The sequence below is a fragment of the Aliagarivorans marinus DSM 23064 genome (assembly GCF_000429485.1).
In the GTDB taxonomy this organism is placed as follows: Bacteria; Pseudomonadota; Gammaproteobacteria; order Enterobacterales; family Celerinatantimonadaceae; genus Aliagarivorans; species Aliagarivorans marinus.
In genome coordinates, this window is record NZ_AUBY01000013.1 from 1 (window position 1) to 17,618 (window position 17,618).

19 protein-coding genes are annotated in these 17,618 nt (G+C 54.4%); 6 read left to right on the forward strand and 13 right to left on the reverse strand.

Annotation, left to right across the window (positions count from 1 at the left end; all coding sequences use genetic code 11):
- From tnpA to G461_RS25790, 3 genes are all read right to left on the reverse strand, one after another.
- On the reverse strand, nt 1–222 hold a 222-nt coding region (gene tnpA / locus G461_RS25785), incomplete at its 3' end, for an IS200/IS605 family transposase (RefSeq protein ID WP_157360236.1).
- 162 nt (nt 223–384) lie between these two features.
- Nucleotides 385–1,473, reverse strand: a complete 1,089-nt coding sequence (locus G461_RS0104330; RefSeq protein ID WP_026970942.1) for an AI-2E family transporter — start codon at nt 1,471–1,473, stop codon at nt 385–387.
- Between the two features lie 2 nt (nt 1,474–1,475).
- Entirely contained in the window at nt 1,476–1,763 is a 288-nt protein-coding gene (locus tag G461_RS25790) for a sulfurtransferase TusA family protein (protein WP_084428994.1), read from the reverse strand.
- Between the two features lie 169 nt (nt 1,764–1,932).
- Here G461_RS25790 and bepA point away from each other — a divergent pair, with 169 nt between their 5' ends.
- Genes bepA through G461_RS0104350 form a run of 3 tightly spaced genes read left to right on the forward strand, consistent with a single transcriptional unit; the run spans nt 1,933 to nt 4,112 of the window.
- Nucleotides 1,933–3,366, forward strand: a complete 1,434-nt coding sequence (bepA, locus tag G461_RS0104340; protein ID WP_026970943.1) for a beta-barrel assembly-enhancing protease — start codon at nt 1,933–1,935, stop codon at nt 3,364–3,366.
- Between the two features lie 16 nt (nt 3,367–3,382).
- Nucleotides 3,383–3,733, forward strand: a complete 351-nt coding sequence (gene arsC / locus G461_RS0104345; protein WP_026970944.1) for an arsenate reductase (glutaredoxin) — start codon at nt 3,383–3,385, stop codon at nt 3,731–3,733.
- Nucleotide 3,734: 1 nt separating this feature from the next.
- The gene (locus G461_RS0104350; RefSeq protein WP_245587149.1) at nt 3,735–4,112 is read left to right on the forward strand and encodes a DUF2069 domain-containing protein; all 378 of its coding nucleotides are present in this window, start codon (nt 3,735–3,737) and stop codon (nt 4,110–4,112) included.
- 32 nt (nt 4,113–4,144) lie between these two features.
- Here G461_RS0104350 and hda read toward each other — a convergent pair whose 3' ends face one another.
- The 3 genes from hda to upp form a co-directional block, all read right to left on the reverse strand.
- Nucleotides 4,145–4,849: a DnaA inactivator Hda gene (hda, locus tag G461_RS0104355; protein ID WP_084405069.1), complete on the reverse strand. Its 705-nt coding sequence runs from the start codon at nt 4,847–4,849 to the stop codon at nt 4,145–4,147.
- A gap of 71 nt (nt 4,850–4,920) precedes the next feature.
- Complete coding sequence (locus tag G461_RS0104360; protein ID WP_026970946.1) at nt 4,921–5,931, reverse strand: DUF2066 domain-containing protein; 1,011 nt, start codon at nt 5,929–5,931, stop codon at nt 4,921–4,923.
- Nucleotides 5,918–6,544, reverse strand: coding sequence for a uracil phosphoribosyltransferase (upp, locus tag G461_RS0104365; protein ID WP_026959463.1), 627 nt, complete (start codon nt 6,542–6,544; stop codon nt 5,918–5,920). The genes G461_RS0104360 and upp overlap by 14 nt, the downstream gene beginning before the upstream one ends.
- A 177-nt stretch (nt 6,545–6,721) precedes the next feature.
- Here upp and purM point away from each other — a divergent pair, with 177 nt between their 5' ends.
- Nucleotides 6,722–7,762, forward strand: coding sequence for a phosphoribosylformylglycinamidine cyclo-ligase (gene purM, locus G461_RS0104370; protein ID WP_026959462.1), 1,041 nt, complete (start codon nt 6,722–6,724; stop codon nt 7,760–7,762).
- An 8-nt stretch (nt 7,763–7,770) separates the two neighbouring features.
- On the forward strand, nt 7,771–8,409 hold the full coding sequence (gene purN / locus G461_RS0104375) for a phosphoribosylglycinamide formyltransferase (protein ID WP_026970947.1): 639 nt from the start codon (nt 7,771–7,773) through the stop codon (nt 8,407–8,409).
- Nucleotides 8,410–8,482: 73 nt separating this feature from the next.
- On the opposite strand, the gene G461_RS23260 is transcribed toward purN, so the two are convergent.
- The 5 genes from G461_RS23260 to guaB all read right to left on the reverse strand — a co-directional run bounded on the left by G461_RS23260 (nt 8,483) and on the right by guaB (nt 14,303).
- Nucleotides 8,483–10,213: a SulP family inorganic anion transporter gene (locus tag G461_RS23260; protein ID WP_051333351.1), complete on the reverse strand. Its 1,731-nt coding sequence runs from the start codon at nt 10,211–10,213 to the stop codon at nt 8,483–8,485.
- 169 nt (nt 10,214–10,382) lie between these two features.
- Entirely contained in the window at nt 10,383–10,676 is a 294-nt protein-coding gene (locus G461_RS0104385) for a cupin domain-containing protein (RefSeq protein WP_051333352.1), read from the reverse strand.
- Between the two features lie 30 nt (nt 10,677–10,706).
- The gene (locus G461_RS0104390) at nt 10,707–11,045 is read right to left on the reverse strand and encodes a hypothetical protein (protein ID WP_157360237.1); all 339 of its coding nucleotides are present in this window, start codon (nt 11,043–11,045) and stop codon (nt 10,707–10,709) included.
- 151 nt (nt 11,046–11,196) lie between these two features.
- Nucleotides 11,197–12,777 carry a glutamine-hydrolyzing GMP synthase gene (guaA, locus tag G461_RS0104395; RefSeq protein ID WP_026970950.1) on the reverse strand — a complete coding sequence of 527 codons (1,581 nt, stop codon included), beginning with the start codon at nt 12,775–12,777 and terminating at the stop codon, nt 11,197–11,199.
- A gap of 65 nt (nt 12,778–12,842) precedes the next feature.
- A complete protein-coding gene (guaB, locus tag G461_RS0104400; protein ID WP_026959456.1) occupies nt 12,843–14,303 on the reverse strand; it encodes an IMP dehydrogenase in 1,461 nt (486 codons plus the stop codon).
- 128 nt (nt 14,304–14,431) lie between these two features.
- On the opposite strand from guaB, the gene xseA reads away from it, so the two are divergent.
- Nucleotides 14,432–15,763, forward strand: a complete 1,332-nt coding sequence (gene xseA / locus G461_RS0104405; RefSeq protein WP_026970951.1) for an exodeoxyribonuclease VII large subunit — start codon at nt 14,432–14,434, stop codon at nt 15,761–15,763.
- Nucleotides 15,764–15,847: 84 nt separating this feature from the next.
- Here xseA and G461_RS0104410 read toward each other — a convergent pair whose 3' ends face one another.
- Together G461_RS0104410 and der are read right to left on the reverse strand one after the other, a co-directional pair.
- Nucleotides 15,848–16,081 carry a zinc ribbon domain-containing protein gene (locus G461_RS0104410; protein ID WP_026958891.1) on the reverse strand — a complete coding sequence of 78 codons (234 nt, stop codon included), beginning with the start codon at nt 16,079–16,081 and terminating at the stop codon, nt 15,848–15,850.
- 9 nt (nt 16,082–16,090) lie between these two features.
- Nucleotides 16,091–17,569, reverse strand: a complete 1,479-nt coding sequence (gene der, locus G461_RS0104415) for a ribosome biogenesis GTPase Der (RefSeq protein ID WP_026958892.1) — start codon at nt 17,567–17,569, stop codon at nt 16,091–16,093.
- Nucleotides 17,570–17,618: the final 49 nt, after the last annotated feature.

The window sequence follows — 17,618 nt, forward strand, 5'->3', positions numbered from 1 at the left end:
AACACTCAGCTTTGGCGGAACCTTTACAATCAAGTGTACGTGGTCACTTTGGACGCTGAGCTCGACGACCTCACATCCCAACTGAGCACAGTAAACTTGAATACACCGATAGACTTCTTTCCCTACATTATTTCTCAATATCCTAAATCGGTACTTGGGCGTCCAAACTATGTGATATTGACACCGCCAAAATACGTGTGATGCTTGCTTGTATCTGCTCATGTTATTTGTCCTTTTGACTTCGCTAAAAATCAAAGGCGCATTTAGCATGAGCGGGTCTTCAGGCAAAGCCTCACCGGATGATAACCACCTACTGAAGTAGGTGGTTTAGGGCCGAAAACTAAAAAAGCGCCTATCGGCGCTTTTTCTATTTTAAACTTAGGCTTACTCTTCAGCGGATTCCGCTACCGCCTCATCAGTGCTATCCAACTGACGTGGCCACGCATTCAGTACCGCCTTAATCAGCGTCGCCAGCGGGATGGCAAAAAACACCCCGAGAATGCCCCACAGCCCACCAAACACCAGCACCGCGACAATGATATAGAGAGGGTGGAGGTTTACCGCTTCAGAGAACAGCAGCGGCACCAGCAGGTTGCCGTCGAGGATCTGAATCACCATGTAGGCAAGGATGAGATAGCCGAACTGCGGGCTAATCCCCCACTGAAACAAGCCAACCATCGCCACCGGTAAGGTCACCGCGAAGGCGCCGACAAAGGGAATCAATACCGATACGCCCACCAATAAGCTAAGCAGCGCGGAGTAGCGCAGCCCCATCAACACAAACACCAGATAGCTCACGCCGCCAACGATCAGTATCTCCATCGCCTTGCCACGCACATAGTTGGCAATCTGAGCATTCATCTCGCGCCATACCTTTTGGATAAGCAGGCGCTCATCGGGAATAAAGCGATCCAGCCCAGCCAGCAGCTTATCCCTATCCGCCAGCATAAAGTACACCATTAACGGCACCAGCACGCTGTATACCGCCAGGGTCGCCAGGTTAAGAATGGAGGAGATAGAAGCCTGTACTAACTGTTCACCGACCGCCAGTAGTTTGCCACGCATATTGCCGACGATGGAGTCGAGCAAGGCGCCATCAATATACTCGGGATATTGCTCTGGCAAGGAACCCAACCATACCTGGAAGCTACCGAGCATGGCCGGGTACTCAGATAATAGGTTTACCCCCTGCGCCCACACCGTTGGCAGCATGGCAAAGCTAAACACCAGCACCAAGGCGATAAACATCAGCAACACCAGGGTTGTGGCGATGCTTCGCTTGATATGCAGCTTCACCAAGTAGCTCACCGGCCAATCCAACAGGTAGGCCAACACCAGCGCCACAATCACCGGTGCCATCAGATTGCCAAAGAAGTACAACGAGGCCGCAGCCACGCTTAAAACCAGCAGCATCACCACCGCATTGGTATCGGAGAACATCCTCTCGTACCAGCGGGTTAAGACTCTATGCATTGCTAAATAACTCTCCCTTTAATGGTGATAATCAGCTGACAGCCGTGGCTAGACTCAGCCAGTTCGACCTGATGTCCAAGGCGACGAAAAAAGCGGGGAATGTCCTGGCAGGAGCCGGGGTCCCTCAGCTGGATGCGGGCTTGTTCGCCAGCTACCGCGTCTCTTAACCAAAGCTTACTTTGGATCAGCGGTTCGGGACAGACATATTCACGAAAATCAAAATCTTGCACTTTTTGCTCGATACGCGGTCTACAACAATGCCGGTGGATAGATGGCAAGTCAGCAGGCATTACCTAGTGCTATTGCATGCGTCCATCACGAGCCGACTCAGTCAAATACACGCCCATTAAAAACGTGGATAAACGCGTTTAGTGTGCACTAATACAAGGACTTATTTCCATAGCCAATCCAAGAATTTCAAGGTATTCTCGCTCTACTACCAGAACGACAGAGAGAATCATGCGCCGTCTGCTAGCAGCTATCGTGGGTACGGCACTCTGGGCGACCTCCCCCCAAGCCAGCAACTCATTACCAGAAATCGGCACCGTTGCCAGCTCTGCGCTGACCATCAATCAAGAGATCCGCTACGGCGAAGTGTATATGCGCTTTATCCGCGCGTCCTTTCCGATGACCAACGATCCAGTGCTGTCAGAGTATGTGACCGAGTTGGGTAACCGCCTGGTCAGCAACGCTGAGCAAGTCAAAACGCCGTTTAACTTTTTCTTGGTGTCAGATCCTGAGATCAATGCTGCCGCCTTTCTCGGTGGCTACATCAAGATTCACACCGGCCTGTTCCTCTACGCCAATAGCGAGAGTGAATTCGCCTCAGTAATCGCACACGAGATCGCCCACGTTACCCAGCGTCATATCGCGCGCTACCTAGAAAACCAGGCCAATGCGCAAAACCTGACTTACGCGGGGATGATCGGCTCAGTGCTGCTTGCCATCGCCAATCCGATTGCTGGCATCGCCGCCTTGCAAGGCACCGTGGCGGCCAGTATGCAAAGCTCAATCAACTACACCCGCGCCAACGAGTTCGAAGCAGACCGTATCGGTCTGCGCACCTTGGCTAACTCGGGTTTTGATCCGCAAGGAATGGGCAGCTTCTTCGGCAAACTATCCGAGAAATATCGCTACGCTTCCAAGCCACCGCAGATGCTGGTCACCCACCCGCTGCCCGATACGCGGGTGAGCGAAGCGCGAGCACGGGCCAACCAATACCCAAATCGCTATATCGCGCCGTCTTTGTCTTATCAACTGGCGAAGGCACGGATCGAGGTGCGCCATGGAGTGATGGATGGCGAAGCCGCGTTGGACTATTTTAATCGCCAACTTGAGCGCCGCAGTTACGCCCTAGAGGACGCCGCCAAGTATGGTAAAGCGCTTGCGCTATTTGAGATGGGCGAGTTTAAGCAGGCCAAAATACTGATCGACGAGCTGGCCAAAGGGCAGCCGGATAACCTGTTCTATCTCGATACTCAGACCGATGTCGACCTGGCCTTGGAGAACTTCCAACCAGCAATCGAGCGCCTGCAAGCGGCCCAGCAGCGCTACCCGAACAACCAAGTGATTGTGCTGAACCTAGCCTATGCCCAGAGTAAGGCAGACCAGCCGGAGCAGGCACGCAAAGAGCTCGATCGTTACCTTAGACAACATCGTGAAGATGCCTTAGCATGGAGCCAGCTAACGCGTGTTGAGCGCCAGCTAGGCAATACCGCTCGAGCCCATCAGGCCAACGCGGAAGTACTGGCTTTACGGGCCGATTATCAGCGAGCCGTCGATGAGCTACACAGTGCCTTCAACCTGACCGAAGCGCCATTGGAGCGGGCCAGAATTGAAGCACGTATCGAGCAATTCAAGCTCGCCGAACAGGAATTGGACGAGCTACGTTAACGACAAGGAGAGACCCATGTCAGGGGTGAAGATTTACCACAACCCGCGCTGCTCCAAGAGCAGAGAAACGTTAAAACTGTTGCAGGACAAGGGCATCGATCCTGAGATTGTGCTGTATCTTGAAACGCCCCCCAGCGTGACCGAGCTAAGTGGCTTGCTCAAGCAGTTGGCGCTATCGCCACGTGAGCTGATGCGCACCAAAGAGGCGGAGTACAAGGAGCTGGACCTCTCCGACAGTGAGCTGAGCGATGATCAGCTGCTGGTTGCCATGCACAATCACCCTAAACTGATTGAGCGCCCCATCGTAGTCGCCAACGGCCAAGCTCGCATCGGTCGCCCCCCCCAACAAGTCATGGATATCCTATAGTTTGGCCGCGCAATGGTTGCGCCTGGCTCAGCTTAGTTACTTAGGGCTACTCATTTGGGTGGCCCTTTGGCAACTTGGCGTACTCGCCAGCGCCGATACATCATTAGGCTTTCGCTTTGCGCTGTGGCTACTCCCGCTACTGTTCCCGCTGCCGGGTATTGCCAAAGGCAAGCCCTATACCTTCGCTTGGGCAAGCTTCGTACTGCTTTGGTACGTGCTGCATGCCACCGTATTGTTAGTGGTGGCTCCTGAGTTACGCCTATTGGCAGCGGTGGAGTTAGTGCTCACTCTGAGCGCCTTTGTCAGTGGTTTGGTGTTTGCGCGAACCCGCGGCAGGGAGTTAGGCTTGGGCCTAAAGAAACGTAAAAAGGGCGAGTAAGCGAAAAGATCTTATCTGGGCAAATACACCCGTTATAGCGATAGGATCTCTTTGACAAACGGTACGGTCAGTTTGCGCTGTGCCGTCATCGATGCCTTGTCCAAGGTATCGAGATTCTCCAGCAAGGTAGGCATATCCCGCGACAGGCGCTTTAGCATAAAACGAGCAACTTCCAGCGGCATTTTCAAACCACGCAGCTGGGCACGCAGCTGCAGCGCACTGAGCTTTTGCTCGTCGTCCAGCTCATGCACCCGGTAGGTCACGCCCCAATTTAGCCGCGATTGTAGGTCGGGCAGCGCCAGCGGGAGCTGCTGTGCCGGCTGGCTAGCGGTTACAATCAAGCGCGCCGTTTCGGCATGCTCTTTACGGCGATTGTAGAAATCAAAGATCGCCTCTTCCCACTGACGATTGCCAGCGATGGCATCGATATTATCTAAACAAACAAGCGCCATATGCTCTAAGCCGTCGAGCATTTGTGGGGTCATCTGTTGATGATGTTCGAGGGGTAAGTAGGCGGAGGCAGCAGAGATATCAGCCATCTCACTACAACTGGCATGCAGCAGGTGAGTGCGGCCACTGCCGGGCGTTCCCCACAAGTAGAGCATGCGCTCGCCGCGGTCTAGGGCTAGATTTCGAAGGGCACTGAGCAACTGTTGATTCTCCCCGGGATAGAAACTCACGAGGGTTTCATCGTCAGGGAGCATTACCGGAAGAGATAACTGGGGGGACAGGCTCAAAGTGCTAGATCGAATTTGCTCAAAAAGATGATCCTATTGTAACAGTTCGATCTAGCGAAGAAAAACCTTTGCTAGCGCAGCAGGTACTGGCTGGGGTTTTCTTGGTCAACCTCAAATTGCTCATCCACCGAGAGCGCGGTTTGCAGGTCTTGCCAAGGGCTCAGTAGTTCAACCCGATAGGTCACGGTCTCACCTTGCAGGCTATGCAGCTGCACTCTGGCCACCGCCGGTTGCTGGTTGAGGTAGCTTTCCAGCGCCACCATGCGATTAAGGCTGCGCAGTCCACTAAAGCTCAGCAGTACCGACTCGCCATTGGCTTCGTTGAGCACTACGCCATAGCGCTCAACCATCGCTTGCAGCAACTGGCCGCTAAGCTGGTCTGCCGCGACTTGGCTGTCGCCTTGGGCTTGCCCGCTCGCCAGTTGGGTGCGCGCTTGGGCATCCAGCAAACGCCACTGCAACTGCAATGAACCGTCGCTCAGCGGGAACTGTTTCACAGTCATAATCAGCGGGCTGCTATAGCGCTCGCTGGCTTGATAGACATTGCGATCGAAGCTGCCCCATACGTCGTTGACATCAACAATCGCGGTGTCTTGCAGATCCAAGATCGGCCACTGCAGGCTCAAGGCCAACTCGGCGGTTTGCTCATTCAGCTCGGCCATCATTTCGGCTTGCTGTGCTTCGCTGAGCAGGCTGCGGTTAAAGCCCTGTTCAACGGCGTACCACATCAGTACCGCTGGGCGATGTTGGCCTAACTGGCGCACCTCGGCTTGAGTGAGTAACTGCCCCACCATCTGCGAGTTAAAGCGCACGCTGATGCTGTCATCGCTATAGGAAAACTGCTGCACAAAGGGGCTGATGTTGCCGCGCGCCTTGGCAATAACCGGCAGCGAACGCGTGGCGGGATCGCCGGTCAGGCGCAGTAGCAATAGGTCGAAGGCCGCTTGCTGGTCTTCGACCGCAACGCCGGTTGCCGGTGCTTCCACCTGAAAAAGCTCAGCGCGCAGAGGCAGAGCGCCGGCCAGCAAACAAAACAGCGCAGCCTTAAGCCACGCCTTGAAACGCCAGTTATTTGGTACCAAAAATCTTGTCTCCTGCATCGCCCAAACCCGGGATGATATAGCCTTTCTCATTCAGTTTCTCATCAACCGATGCTGTGTACAGGCTAACATCTGGATGGGCTTCTTCCAATGCTTTCAGGCCCTCAGGGGCAGCAACCAGCACCAATACCACGATGTGGGTGCAGCCGTGCTCTTTCAGCAAATCGATGGTCGCGATCATCGAGCCACCAGTGGCCAGCATCGGGTCAACCACCAAGGCCATACGTTCCTCAATCTGACCAACCAGCTTGGAGAAGTAAGGCACTGGCTCAAGGGTTTCTTCATCGCGGTAGATCCCCACCACCGAGGTCTTCGCCGATGGCATGTGTTCCAGTACGCCGTCCATCATGCCCAGACCTGCGCGCAAAATCGGCACAACCGTGGCTTTCTTGCCTTTGATCTGCTCCACTTCCACCTTGCCACACCAACCATCAATCGTGACCGTTTCCATCTCCAGATCGGCGGTCGCTTCATAAGTCAGCAAGCTCCCCACCTCCCGCGCCAACTCACGAAAACGCTTGGTGCTGATATCCGCTTCGCGCATCAGTCCAATTTTGTGGCGAACCAGGGGGTGTTTAACTTCTACGACTTTCATGATGATTCCTTGTTTAACGTTGGTGCAATTAGCGCCTATTCTAATCGCCTTTTTCCCGGCCATGGTAGCTTTGATCAATAAATTCCCCGACTGGATCGCTATCAGGCTGTAACATCTCAGGTAACACTGATAAAATGCGCGCAATTTTTTCGGCCCTTCCCTTAAAAAGGTACTCCTGTGACTAAGCAAAATACTCCTCTCAGCTACAAAGACGCCGGTGTTGATATCGAAGCAGGCAATGCTTTGGTTGAACGAATCAAAGGTGTGAGCAAACGAACCCAACGCCCCGAGGTGATGGGCGGACTGGGAGGCTTCGGTGCACTGTGTCAGTTGCCAAGCAACTATAAAGAACCGGTGCTGGTTGCAGGTACCGACGGCGTAGGCACCAAGCTGCGTCTGGCGCTAGACCTGAACAAGCACGACACCGTGGGCATCGACCTGGTTGCGATGTGTGTTAACGACCTGATCGTACAAGGCGCTGAGCCACTGTTCTTCCTTGACTACTTTGCCACCGGCAAGCTGGATGTTGACACCGCTGCAGACGTAGTGGCAGGCATCGGCGAAGGCTGTGAGCAAAGCGGCTGTGCACTTATCGGCGGTGAAACCGCTGAAATGCCAGGTATGTACCACGGCGATGACTACGACATGGCAGGTTTCTGCGTAGGTGTGGTTGAAAAATCTGAAGTGATCGACGGCACTAAAGTTAGCGAAGGCGATGCGCTGATTGCACTGGCATCTAGCGGCCCTCACTCTAACGGTTACTCTTTGGTTCGTAAGATCCTGGAAGTATCTGGCGCAGATCCACAGCAAGCCTTCGGCGACAGCACCCTGGGTGAAACCCTGCTGACTCCGACCAAGATCTACGTGAAGTCGGTACTGGAACTGATTAAGCAATGTGACGTACACGCGCTGTCGCACATCACCGGTGGTGGCTTCTGGGAGAACATCCCACGGGTACTGCCAGAAGGTGCTAAAGCGGTAGTTGACGAGTCTAGCTGGCAATGGCCAGAGATCTTCAACTGGCTGCAAGAGAACGGCAACGTGGCTCGCGAAGAGATGTACCGCACCTTCAACTGTGGCGTAGGCATGATCATCGCGCTACCAGAAGCTGACGTTGAGAAAGCGCTGGCCATTTTGAACGAACAAGGTGAGACCGCATGGAAGATTGGTCACATCGCTACCGCCGCTGCCGGCGAAGGGCAAGTCGAAATTAACTAAGGAAGGCCATGACTGCCAATATAGTGGTACTCATCAGCGGTTCAGGGACTAACCTGCAAGCGCTGATTGATGCCTGTGAACAGGGAAAGATTGATGGCCGCATTTCTGCGGTCATCTCTAACAAGGCCGACGCCTTTGGCCTGCAACGCGCCGCGCGTGCCGGCATCGTTACCGAGTTCCTCGACCCTAAAGCCTATGGCGATCGCGCAAGCTATGATGTCGCCCTCGCCGATATGATTGATGGCCATCGCGCCGATGTCATTGTGATGGCGGGTTTTATGCGTATCCTCAGCGAAGGCTTTGTCGAGCGCTTCAACGGCAAGATGCTCAACATCCACCCCTCGTTGCTGCCCAAGTATCAAGGCTTGCATACCCATCAGCGCGCTATTGATGCGGGAGATAAAGAGCACGGCTGCAGCGTCCACTTCGTTACTGCTGAACTCGATGGCGGCCCGGTGGTGTTACAGGCCAAGGTACCGGTGTTCGAAGAAGACAGCGCTGAAGAGCTGGCGAAACGGGTTCTGGTGCAAGAGCATGCTATCTACCCCTTGGTAGTATGCTGGCTCTGTCAGGGTCGCTTATCGATGACCGAACACGGCGCTGAGCTAGATGGCCAGCTACTGCCCGCTGAAGGCTACGCGAACTAGCCAGCAACAGGTATCCAATAAAAACGCCACTCATCAGTGGCGTTTTCTTTTTTGATACAGCAAATCAGCAGGCCTAAAGGCTTGGCTTCTCCTGCGGCTCGCCTAGTTCCTCGTTAGCCGTCACTTGTTCATCCATGGGCTCATCCACTTGTTCATTCATTGGCTCACCGACAATCGCCAAGCCCTTCTGCAAGGCCTCGATACGAGAGCTAACGATGTACTCTCCGTCGACCCAATCGCGGATCTGCATCTTCTCCAACTGTACCATAGCCTGCTCGCTAGGGCAGTACAAGAAGACCTGACAGCCCGCATCCAACGCATCGCGCATCGCATTCTCCAGCGCTAGCGCCACCGTCACATCGATCATCGGTACCGCGCTTAAATCCAGTACCATCACCTTGTATTGGTCAACGGCAGCATGGGCCCGGGCAATCGCCTTAGACACACCGAAGATCATCGGCCCAGACAGGTAGAAGAACAGCAACTGCCCTTTGGCCTGATCCAGCAAGGCGCGTTCCTCGCCGCTTAGCGGTACGCCATCATCGGCATCGGAAATGGCCTTCACGTTCTTTTCCTGAACCCGGCTTAGCCGCTCAATGGTGATGATATTCGCCAAAAACACCCCTATCCCAACGGCATAGATAAGATCCACAAACACGGTCAGCAGCAGTACCCCATACATGATGCAGGTTGGCACCAGCGACACGGTATGAGCCCGCTTGATAAAGCTCCAATCGAGGATGTTGAGGCCTACAAACAGTGCAATACCAGCCAGCACCGCCAGCGGCACCGGCTCAATCAACGGCGCCAGCCACAACACAACCAGTAGCAGAATAAGCGCCCGCACAATGCCGGAGAGCGGTGAGCGAGCCCCCACCTGCACATTGACCACCGTGCCCATGGTTGCCCCCGCGCCGGGTAAGGCACCAAACAGTCCAGACACGGTATTGGCGATACCCTGCCCGATAAGCTCACGGTTAGAGTCATGCTCATTACGGGTCAAGCTGTCGGCAATCACGGCGGTTAGCAGCGTATCGATGCAGCCCAGTGTGCCTAACACCAACGCATCAACCAGCATCTCGCTGATAAGGCCAAAGGAAAAGGTTGGCCACACAATCGAGGGGAGTCCGCTGGGGATCTCGCCTATGCGGCGGATATCCATGCCACTGAATAGCACGATGGAGATGAGTGTTACTACAACCAGTGCTACCAGCTGTGGCGGGATCAGCTTCTTGTATTTACTCGGCATAAACAGCAGCACGCCGAGGGTCATCATGCCGAGTAAGAACTCGCCGAAATGCATATTGCGGATAAGCTCCGGCAGGGCTTTGATTGTCCCTAGCGCGCCGCCGGGAGGCGCGGCTTGGCCAAGAAACGGTGCGAGCTGCAGGATTACCAGGATTACCCCTACCCCAGACATAAAGCCGGATATCACGCTATAGGGCATCAAAGTGATGTACTTACCCAGCTTGAGCGCACCGAGCGCTATCTGAAACACCCCCGCCAGCATCACCACGGTGAAGGCAATGGCCACCCCGTTCTCCGGGTGGCGGGCAATCATTCCGGTAAGCACAGCGGCCATCACCACCGTCATCGGACCGGTTGGCTCAGAGATTAAGGTTCGCGAACCACCGAATAAGGCGGCAAACAAGCCTACCAATATCGCCCCCCACAAGCCGGCTTGCGCCCCAGCGCCGGATGCAACACCAAAGGCCAAGGCCATCGGCAACGATACAATGGCGGTGGTCACGCCACCAAATAGATCACCCTTTAGCGTGATGTCTTGAAACGTCCGTGTAACCAATACAACTCTCCTTATCTTCAACAGCTCGATTTTAAAGATTTTTTTGATAATTAGTACAGAAAGAAAGTAAGGGTAATGGCGATCTTGCCGCAGTTACTACTGCATCGGTGTTAACACAAAGAATGGAGGCCAGCTGGGGTAAGGCTGGCCGTAAATAAACAGGGTGGGTTCAGTCTTGATGGCGATAGCCATAGGCCCAGCGGCTGCCGGAGTTGGGGCCGGTTATCACGTCGTGATTGCTGTTGGCGGGGATAAATACCTCTTCACCAACCTCGGGGTAGCAGTGGATCCCGTCGATAACTACCACTAAGTCACCTTCTAACACAACCAGCAACTCATCCACGCTATGCACAAAATCAAGCCACTGCTGACCTGGGGGATCTTCGAAGATGCCAAAGCTATAGCCACGCTGCAGAAACTCCTTTTCCAGCTTAACCATATCCAACGATTCTACCGCTTCCATGCTGTTTGCTCCTTCGTTGTAAACTTTGCGCTAACTCTTTAGCGCGCTAATCCAAGCGCGGCATTTCACCTTGCCCAAGCTGGGCATCTGCCGCGAGTTCAAGGTGATCTGACGACTACTGCCGGGCTTGGCGCTATACCATTTGACCTTCTTGTCCCACTCGTACCAGCGCTGGTCTTGGTAGTAGTAATACTGCACTTCCACCTTGGCCTTAACCAGCTCTCGCTCGGTACTGGCCAGCTCTGCGCGATAGCGGGTCCCCATCTTTTGCCGGTCACACTCCGCGCTTTTTAATCGGACACTCGCACGCCCCGGAACCACCATAAAACAAAGGAGCGCTACGGCTCCCCATTTAAGTAAGTTAGTCATTGTCTGTACCGTTTAAGTGTTATGTATTTATATATTTATCAACATTGAGAATAGACCAATCCTCCCCATCTACAAACACCAGCAGCAATAGAAAAGGTAACGCGATCAAAAAAGCCACCCGAAGGTGGCTTAGTTCAGCAAGCGAGGACGCTTATTCCCACTCGATGGTAGCAGGCGGCTTACCAGAGATATCGTAAACCACGCGCGAGATACCGTCGATTTCGTTGATGATGCGGTTACTTACTGCACCCAAGAAGTCGTATGGCAGGTGTGCCCAGTGTGCGGTCATAAAGTCGATGGTTTCTACCGCACGTAGCGATACAACCCAGTCGTACTTACGGCCATCGCCCATTACGCCTACCGAGCGAACCGGCAGGAATACGGTGAAGGCTTGGCTTACCTTGTGGTACAGCTCGGCCTTGTGCAGCTCTTCGATGAAGATGGCATCGGCGCGACGCAGCAGGTCACAGTACTCTTTCTTCACTTCGCCCAGTACACGTACGCCCAGACCAGGACCCGGGAATGGGTGGCGGTACAGCATGTCGTACGGCAGGCCTAGCTCCAGGCCAATCTTACGTACTTCGTCTTTGAACAGCTCTTTTAGCGGCTCAACCAGACCCATTTCCATATCGTCTGGCAGACCGCCAACGTTATGGTGCGATTTAATCACATGGGCTTTACCGGTTTTAGCGCCAGCAGATTCGATCACGTCTGGGTAGATGGTGCCTTGTGCCAGCCACTTGGCGTTTTGCAGCTTCTTCGACTCTTCGTCGAACACGTCTACGAACACGTGGCCGATGATCTTACGCTTGGCTTCTGGATCGGCTTCGCCTTCCAGTGCTTTCAAGAAGCGGTCTTCTGCATCAACGTGCACGATGTTCAGGCCGAAGTGGTTGCCGAACATATCCATCACTTGCTGAGCTTCGTTAAGACGCAGCAGGCCGTTGTCAACGAATACACAGGTCAGCTTGTCGCCGATGGCGCGCTGAACCAGCATCGCAACTACCGATGAATCAACACCGCCACTGAGGCCCAGGATCACCTCATCATCGCCCACTTGCTCTTTAATACGCGCTACCGCGTCTTCGATAATCGAGCCTGAGGTCCATAGCGCTTCACAGCCACAGATATCTTTAACAAAGTGCTCCAGCATGCGCTTACCCTGACGGGTGTGAGTCACTTCTGGGTGGAACTGAACGCCGTAGAACTGCTTCTCTTCGCAGGCCATAGCCGCAAACTCACAGCTTGGGGTTTGAGCAATCTTAGCGAAGCCTTCAGGGATCGCCGACACCTTATCGCCGTGGCTCATCCATACGTCCAGCAGTGCATTGCCGTTTGGCGCTACCGCATCTTCGATGGCCTTGAACAGCTCAGACTGAGCCAGTACTTCTACCTGTGCGTAACCAAACTCGCGCTCTCCATCGCCTTGGATTACTGCACCACCTAGCTGCTCACTCATGGTTTGCATGCCGTAGCAGATACCCAGTACCGGTACGCCCGCATTAAACACGTACTCAGGAGCACGCGGTGAATCAGCTTCAGTTACGCTCTCCGGGCCACCGGCCAGAATGATACCGTTAGGCGCGAACTCTTTAATGTCGGCCTCTTCAACATCCCAACCCCACAGCTCACAGTAAACGCCGATTTCACGGATACGGCGGGCAATCAGTTGGGTGTACTGAGATCCAAAGTCGAGGATCAGGATACGATGCTTATGAATGTCTTGGCTCATAATCTCTTCTTTAAGTAAGAGTTAATCAAAGGGGCGCTGCTGCGCCCCCCGGGAGAAACTGGGTGTTAGCCCATGCGGTAGTTTGGTGCTTCTTTGGTGATAGCCACATCATGCACGTGACTCTCGCCCATACCGGCGCTGGTGATTTTAACAAACTCAGCTTTGGTGTTTAGCTCTTCAATGGTGGCGCAGCCAGTCAGGCCCATACATGAGCGCAGACCGCCCATTTGCTGGTGAATGATGGCTTTAACCGGACCTTTGTAAGCAACGCGACCTTCGATACCTTCTGGTACCAGCTTGTCAGCGGCGTTGTCGGTCTGGAAGTAGCGATCCGATGAGCCTTGAGACATCGCGCCCAGCGAGCCCATACCACGGTAAGACTTGTAAGAGCGGCCTTGGTAAAGCTCAATCTCACCCGGCGCTTCTTCGGTACCGGCGAACATCGAGCCCACCATGACACAGCTTGCGCCAGCAACCAGTGCTTTGGCGATATCGCCTGAGAAGCGAATACCACCGTCGGCAATTACCGGAATGCCACGGTCTTTCAATGCGTCTACAGCATCTGCTACCGCGGTGATTTGCGGTACACCTACACCGGTTACGATACGGGTAGTACAGATAGAGCCCGGGCCAATACCGACTTTAACCGCGCTACAACCAGCGTCTGCCAGAGCAATAGCGCCTGCAGTAGTAGCCACGTTGCCGCCGATGATCTCCAGATCTGGGTAGGTTTCGCGGGTCGCTTTAATGCGATCCAATACGCCTTGCGAGTGACCGTGTGACGAGTCGATAAGCAGCACGTCAACGCCAGCTTCGACCAGCGCTTTAACGCGCTCTTCGTTACCTGCGCCAGCGCCTACTGCTGCGCCTACACGTAGGCGACCCAGTTCGTCTTTACAGGCGTTGGGTTTACGCTCGGCTTTCTTAAAGTCTTTTACGGTAATCAGACCGGTTAGCTTGAAGCTGTCATCAACAACCAGCATCTTCTCAATGCGGTGCTCATGCATCAGATGCTCAACGGTGTCACGCGAGGTGTCGGTGGTGGTTACCAAACGCTCTTTTGGCGTCATCACATCAGCTACGGTCTTACTCATGTCAGTTTCGAAACGCAGGTCACGGCCGGTAACAATACCTACCAGGTCGTTGTTAGCAGAAACTACTGGGAAACCAGAAAAACCTAGTTTTTCACGTAGAAGGGCAATCTCGCCAAGGGTACGCTCAGGGCTTACGGTAACCGGCTCTAGAACTACGCCAGCTTCGTACTTTTTCACCTTGCGAACTTCGTCAGCTTGCTGCTCGATGGACATGTTCTTGTGAATAAAGCCGACACCGCCCTCTTGGGCCAGAGCAATCGCGAAGCGCGCTTCTGTAACGGTGTCCATCGCTGCAGAGACCATGGGGATGTTCAGGCTGATGTTTTTAGTCAGCTTAGTCTGCAGGTTGGCTGTATTTGGGAGGACATGCGAGTGGGCCGGAACCAACAACACGTCATCGAAGGTTAGGGCTTCTTTGGCAATTCTCAACATAGCAATATTCACCTAATGGAAGTGAGGAAAGGGGGTAAAATATTGCGGAGGGATTATAGGTACAAAGCTGGCCAAGGTAAAACGAAAAGTATAAATTTCTTGGAATATTTTTATTAACGGGAAAATTCATGGCATTCGCAACGCCCCAAGCCCCTGTACTAAGTGTTAGTCAGCTCAATCGTCAGGTGCGCCTGTTACTCGAACAAAGCATCGGCACCGTCTGGCTGGAAGGCGAGATCTCCAACTATTCGGTGCCCTTTTCCGGCCATTGGTACTTTTCGCTGAAAGACAGCGAGGCTCAAGTGCGCTGCGCCATGTTCAAGGGCAGTAACGCACGAGTGCGCTTTCAACCAGAGAACGGCCAGCAGGTATTGGTGAAAGCCAAGATCGGCCTGTACGAGCCGCGCGGCGAGTATCAGTTGATTGTCGAGCGGATGCTGCCCGCCGGTGATGGCGCGATGCAGCTAGCCTTCGACCAACTCAAGATGAAGCTCGCCGCCGAGGGCTTGTTCAGCGAAGCCGCCAAGCAACCAATGCCTAGCCACCCACAGCGGATCGGTTTGGTTACCTCCGCCAGTGGCGCCGCGCTGCACGACACTCTTTCGGTGCTAAAGCGCCGCGCACCCTCCATCGAAGTGATCATCTACCCAAGTTCGGTACAGGGTGAGCTCGCTCCCGCCCAGCTAATCAGTGCGCTGAATAGCGCCAACCAGCGCAACGAGGTGGATCTGCTGGTACTGACCCGCGGCGGCGGCTCGAAAGAAGACCTGTGGTGTTTTAACGATGAGCAGCTGGCCAGAGCGGTTTATCACTCTCAGCTGCCGGTTATTTCGGCGGTTGGCCACGAGGTGGATATCAGCATCTGCGACTTTGTGGCCGATCTACGCGCCGCCACCCCATCGGCGGCGGCGGAGCTGATCAGTCAAAGCGCCAGCACCCTCGACGATAAGGTGACCAAGCAAAAGCAACGCTTGTTGCTGGCCTGGCAGCAGCAGCTACGGTTTTATCAAAGCCGCAGCCAGCACTTGCAGCAGCGGTTACTGGCGCAAGCGCCTAAACAGAAAGTGCAGCAACAGCAGCAGCGATTAGACCAGTTAACCCTGCGCCTCGAGCATAGCTGGCAGGCACGCTCTCAAGGCCTGCACAATCGCCAACAACAGCTGCAGCAACGCCTGCTCTCCAGCGGCTTGCCACAACGCATCCAACAGCTCCAGCAGGTCGTCGAGCGCTTAGAGCAGCGCCAGTATGCCGCTATGGACAATATCGAGCAGAGCGCGCTACAGCGCTTCCAGGCCTGTGTGCGCCAGCTAAACAGCCTAAGCCCGCTTAACGTACTTGAGCGCGGCTACAGCATCGTAGAGGGCAAGCAAGGGGTGGTGAGCAGTGCCAGCAAGCTTACAAGCGGTGAGAAGGTCAGTTTGAAGTTTGCCGATGGCGAGCGCCCCGCCACCATCGATTAATAGCAAAAGCTGTCATGCGAGAAAGCGGCACAAAAAAAGCGAGGCTTCAGGCCTCGCTTTTTGTTTGTCGTAAGGTCGTTTCGCTTAGCTGACCTTCGCAACCAGCTTGCTCACTAGGCTGCGCTTCGACTTTAGCTCATTGCAGGAGTTGCAGAAGAAGTCGACCGCACCGCAGGCTTTCAGCTTCTCCAGCATACTGCCACATTTGTCGCAGTGGAAACGCTCCACAAAGCTGTGATGGCAGCTATCGCAGAGCCAATGATCGTGTTGGTGGTGTAGCTCGCCGCCACACTCAGGGCACGCCTTAAGTTCAGTCATCATGCCTCCCTATTTCTTAGAGCCCGACATCTTCATCAGTTTTTTGCGCTGACGGGTCTGGGACAAGGTCATCTTTTCTTTTTTACCAGCAAACGGGTTGTCACCCTCGCGGAACTCGATGCTGATCGGGGTACCCATCACCTTAAGCGCCTTGCGATAGTAGTTCATCAGGTAACGCTTGTAAGAGTCTGGCAGCGAATTCACTTGGTTGCCGTGGATCACGATACGCGGCGGGTTGTAACCACCGGCGTGTGCATAACGTAGCTTAACCCGGCGGCCACGCACCATCGGCGGCTGGTGATCGTCTTGGGCCATCTGCATAATTCGGGTCAGCATAGAGGTAGACACCCGCTTGGTGGCGCTCTTGTAGGCTTCAATCACCGAGCCATACAGGTGGCCCACACCAGTGCCGTGCAGCGCCGAGATAAAGTGCAGACGGGCAAAATCGATAAAGCCAAGACGGCGGTCCAGCTCGCTTTTGATGCGCTCTTTGGCATCGTGTTCCATGCCGTCCCACTTGTTCACGGCCAGCACCAAGGCGCGGCCGGAGTTCAGCACAAAGCCAAGCAAGCTAAGGTCTTGGTCGGAGATACCGTTTTGCGCATCAATCACCAACAGCACCACGTTGGCATCTTCAATCGCCTTAAGGGTTTTAATCACCGAGAACTTCTCTACCGCCTCAGTCACCTTACCGCGCTTACGCACCCCGGCGGTATCGATAATGATGTAGTCCTGATCCTCGCGGCTCAGCGGAATATAGATACTGTCGCGGGTGGTGCCGGGCATGTCGTAAACCACAACACGCTCTTCACCCAAGATACGGTTGGTCAGGGTCGATTTACCCACATTCGGGCGACCGACGATGGCCAGCTTGATGGGCATATCTTCAAACTGCTTGCTCAGCGCGTCCAGCTCGCTCTCGGTTGGCAGCTCGGCCAACTCGCCGTCTTCACCGTCAAGCTCGTCGCCCTCTTCAGCGCTCGCTGCCATCTGCTCTTTGACAAAGGGCTTAAGGGCCAGTTCTAGCAGTTGATTTACCCCACGGCCGTGGGCAGCAGCAATCTGGTGAACATCACCAAGTGATAGCGCGTAGAACTCGCCAGTGGCTGAGTCGGCGTCGATGCCGTCTACCTTGTTAGCGACCAAAAAGACCTTTTTCTCCTGCTTCCGCAGGTGATGGGCAATCGCCTCATCGGCAACGGTGAGGCCGGCGCGCGCGTCTACCAAGAACAGTACCGCATCGGCCTCTTCGATAGCTTGCAGCGACTGCTGAGCCATCATCGCATCGATGCCCTCTTCGTCACCGTGGATACCACCGGTATCGATAACAATGAAATCCTGTTCTGCCAACTTTGCCTGTCCATATTTACGATCGCGGGTCAGACCGGGGAAGTCTGCAACCAGCGCATCGCGAGTGCGAGTTAAGCGGTTAAACAACGTGGATTTACCCACATTCGGACGGCCCACTAGGGCAACAACAGGAAGCATAAAGGCCTCTTTCTACAAAAATGAACAAAGGCTCATGATCGATGAAATC

Bases quoted from the DNA above. Each gene is read 5' to 3' on its own strand.
- bepA (WP_026970943.1), top strand. From the start codon at position 1,933: ATGCGCCGTCTGCTAGCAGCTATCGTGGGTACGGCACTCTGGGCGACC.
- G461_RS0104390 (WP_157360237.1), bottom strand. From the start codon at position 11,045: ATGACTAACTTACTTAAATGGGGAGCCGTAGCGCTCCTTTGTTTTATG.
- xseA (WP_026970951.1), top strand. From the start codon at position 14,432: ATGGCATTCGCAACGCCCCAAGCCCCTGTACTAAGTGTTAGTCAGCTC.
- der (WP_026958892.1), bottom strand. From the start codon at position 17,569: ATGCTTCCTGTTGTTGCCCTAGTGGGCCGTCCGAATGTGGGTAAATCC.
- G461_RS0104410 (WP_026958891.1), bottom strand. From the start codon at position 16,081: ATGACTGAACTTAAGGCGTGCCCTGAGTGTGGCGGCGAGCTACACCAC.
- guaA (WP_026970950.1), bottom strand. From the start codon at position 12,777: ATGAGCCAAGACATTCATAAGCATCGTATCCTGATCCTCGACTTTGGA.
- guaB (WP_026959456.1), bottom strand. From the start codon at position 14,303: ATGTTGAGAATTGCCAAAGAAGCCCTAACCTTCGATGACGTGTTGTTG.
- arsC (WP_026970944.1), top strand. From the start codon at position 3,383: ATGTCAGGGGTGAAGATTTACCACAACCCGCGCTGCTCCAAGAGCAGA.
- purN (WP_026970947.1), top strand. From the start codon at position 7,771: ATGACTGCCAATATAGTGGTACTCATCAGCGGTTCAGGGACTAACCTG.
- G461_RS0104385 (WP_051333352.1), bottom strand. From the start codon at position 10,676: ATGGAAGCGGTAGAATCGTTGGATATGGTTAAGCTGGAAAAGGAGTTT.
- upp (WP_026959463.1), bottom strand. From the start codon at position 6,544: ATGAAAGTCGTAGAAGTTAAACACCCCCTGGTTCGCCACAAAATTGGA.
- G461_RS0104330 (WP_026970942.1), bottom strand. From the start codon at position 1,473: ATGCATAGAGTCTTAACCCGCTGGTACGAGAGGATGTTCTCCGATACC.
- G461_RS25790 (WP_084428994.1), bottom strand. From the start codon at position 1,763: ATGCCTGCTGACTTGCCATCTATCCACCGGCATTGTTGTAGACCGCGT.